Source organism: Kitasatospora sp. NPDC057512 (assembly GCF_042802135.1).
Lineage (GTDB): Bacteria > Actinomycetota > Actinomycetes > Streptomycetales > Streptomycetaceae > Kitasatospora.
Genome location: NZ_JBHVET010000911.1, coordinates 1 through 2896, shown reverse-complemented (window position 1 = coordinate 2896; position 2896 = coordinate 1). Strand labels below are relative to the sequence as shown.

Here is a 2896-nt window from a genome sequence, read left to right as displayed (position 1 = left end):
GCTCCAGGGCGGCCCGGCCGGCGGCCTCCAGGACGCTCTCGTCGGGGGCCAGGTGCACCCGGCTGCTGAGCACGTCCCGCAGGTAGCGCTCCAGCGGGTGACGCCGGCTCAGGCCGGGGTTGCCGGTGAGGGCGACGGCCTGCTGGACCACAGCCGTCGCGGCCCGGGTGGCCAGCAGGTGGGCCGGACCGGTCCGGGCGACGGCCTCCCGGTCGCCCCGGTCCACCCGGGAGGCCAGGCCCTCGACCAGTTCCTCGGCCCCGATCAGCTGGGCCTCGATCTCACCGAGGGCGGTCCGGTAGCGGGGCAGGGTGCCGAGCGGCTCGGTCAGATTGGCCGGGGTGCGCTGGTTGAGGAAGCGGATCAGCCAGGCCTCGGCGGCCCGGGCGACCCCGATCGCCACGGCGGAGAGGGCCAGGTCGTGCCAGGCCAGGGAGAGCTCGGCGTCGGCGTCGGCACTCTGACGGGCCGTCCGGCGACCGTTCGTCAGGCCGAGCGCGAGGTCGCCCGGCACCCGGACCGCGTCCAGCACCACGTCGTGGCTGGCACTGGCGCGGAGCCCGAGCTGGTCCCAGGTCGGGTCGATCTCCAGGCCCTCGCTCTCGCCGCGGACCAGGAAGGTGCCGACCCTCGGCTCCTCCTCGTCGGTCCGCGCGGTCACCGCCATCCAGGCGAGCGCCTCGGCCCCGGTGCAGTACGTCTTCCGGCCCGTCAGCAGCCAGCCGTCGCCGTCCCGTCGGGCGACCGTGCCGGGCAGCTCGCCCGCCCCGGCACCGGGCTCCGCCCGCAGCGTGTTGACCAGCGCCGGGCCGCGCCGGGACTCGGTGAGCAGCCGTCGGTAGCCGGCCGTCGGCCAGTCGGCCCGGCGGGCCTGCTCGGCGTGCTGGAGCAGGGTGAAGGCGGTGACCACGGCCACCGAGGCGTCCCCGCGGCCGAGTCGGGACAGCACCCGGACGGTGTCGGCGAGCGTTCCGCCCGGCCCGCCGTACCGCTCGGAGACGGTGAGGGTGAGCAGTCCGGCCTCGTGGACGGCCTCGATCCCCTGGTACGGGAAGGTCGCGTCGCGGTCGTGCTCCTCGGCGCGGGCGGCCAGCAGGTCGACCACCCGGGGCAGTCCGGCGAGGGCGGTCTCGACCGCGCTCCGGTCGGGTGCCGCGCCGCCGGGGGCGGAACCGGATGCGGAACCCGTGGGTGTGGAACCGGTGGATTCGAGATGGCCGGAATCCGTCGGTTCGGAACCCGCCGACGGAGCGGCGGTCCGGGAACGGCGCCCGGCGGACGCGTTCCTGGGCGAACGGTTGTCGGCGGGGCGGTCGTCGGACGCGTGGTCCTCGGACGAACGCTCGGCGGTCGAACGGTTGGCGGCGCGGGTGGTCATGATGCTGTGCCTCCGGACGGCAGCGTGGGCTCGGCGGGTGCGGGCGGCACGCCGTACGGGCGCGCGGTGGCGATCGGCGGCCCCGGAGGCCGGCTCACGGCCCGCCCCTGGTCCCGGCGCCGACCGGACACCCGGCCGACATCCTGCCGCCGGGGGACGAATCCCCCTCAGCGGCCCGGACACGCCGCGCTGGCGGTGCGCCGCAGGTCCAGATGCCTGCGACGGGTCAGCAGCGGAAGGCGGCACGGCATGTTCGCGACTGTACGAACCGTTGATCGATACCGTCAAGCAGCGTCCGACCCCCGGGCGGAGCCGGTCGGCCCCGGCGGGATCAGCCCTGCTGGAACATGTCCGCGGGGAGCGGCTTCAGCAGCTGATACAGGTCGTCCGAAATCGGTCGGTCCCAGGACGCGACGGTGACCAGGACGCCGTCGCTGCGGCCGAACTGGGCGCAGAACACGCGCTCCTCGCTGACCTTGACCTTCTTCACGATCAGCAGGTCGTCCCCGAGCATCACCGGGAAGTCCTCGGCCGAGACGAACTCGACCGGCTCGTCGTTCTCCAGCGCCGCGAGCAGCTGCCGCACCTCGAAGGGCACGTCGTCGCCGGTCTCCCGGGCGGGCGAACCCTCGGGGAGGTTGCCGATGAACATCGCCGGACCTCTGCCGCCGAACAGGTCGTAGCGCAGGAAAATCCCCTGGCAGGAGCCGTCCGGGCCGGTCATCATGGCCGCACCGAAGTCACCGGGCCAGTCGCCCGGGTCCATCGCGAGCACGTCGAAGTCCGGGCCGGCGGGCTGTCCGGAGCGACGGCGGAGAAAAGACATGGGAACATCGTACGTGTCCGGCACACCGCGTTCGCGAGGTGGGTGGGGCACCGCCGGGGGGTGGCCGGGAGATCGACGCTCAGAGACCAATGTTGACTCTGAGCAACCGTCCGGGCTACGTTCGGTTCAGCACGACAGCCGTTCTGGGTTTCACCCTCCGGGGGGACGGCATGTCGCAACGCGGCCCTACACGCGTTTCCCTCACCGTGCACTTGTCGTGCCGAACTGCCGAGCACCCAGCTTCGTCGTCGCACACAGCACAAACACACAAGCCAACAGTTCCAAGTCTCACAAGCCAGATCCGCGGGGCCCCGGCCCGTCGCTCCCGTGGATCTGCTCGGGACGCCGCCGCGTGGGGGCGTGCGGGTCCCGAGCACCGGTGCCGTCATCCGAGTCGCTCTCGGCTTCGGCGCCAACCTCCCGGCGACTGCCGGCCCCATCTCGGGGCCGGGACCGGCCGACGCACCCCGGTGCGCAGGGGATGACTGGGAGGATGGCCTGGCAGTACTGCCGGGCCGCACAGCAGGCGCCGTGTCTGGCCGCGTGGGGGCGGTGGGCACGGCGTCTGCCCGTGCTCATACTCTGAGCTGCGTTTGTCTAACAGTCAACAGAAATTCTGACGGGGCACGCTCAATGGATCATCAGTTGTGATGTTCGGACCCGAAAGATCGCCTACGGAGCGGACCCCCGTC

3 protein-coding genes are annotated in these 2896 nt (G+C 72.9%); all 3 read right to left on the bottom strand.

Annotation, left to right across the window (positions count from 1 at the left end):
• Positions 1 to 1378: acyl-CoA dehydrogenase family protein (locus ACFU6K_RS35655; RefSeq protein ID WP_380670277.1), on the bottom strand; the 1378-nt coding region annotated here is incomplete at its 3' end.
• 167 nt (positions 1379 to 1545) lie between these two features.
• Entirely contained in the window at positions 1546 to 1629 is an 84-nt protein-coding gene (locus ACFU6K_RS35650) for a putative leader peptide (RefSeq protein ID WP_350526312.1), read from the bottom strand.
• Positions 1630 to 1709: 80 nt separating this feature from the next.
• A complete protein-coding gene (locus tag ACFU6K_RS35645) occupies positions 1710 to 2204 on the bottom strand; it encodes a hypothetical protein (RefSeq protein ID WP_380670275.1) in 495 nt (164 codons plus the stop codon).
• Positions 2205 to 2896 lie beyond the last annotated feature (692 nt).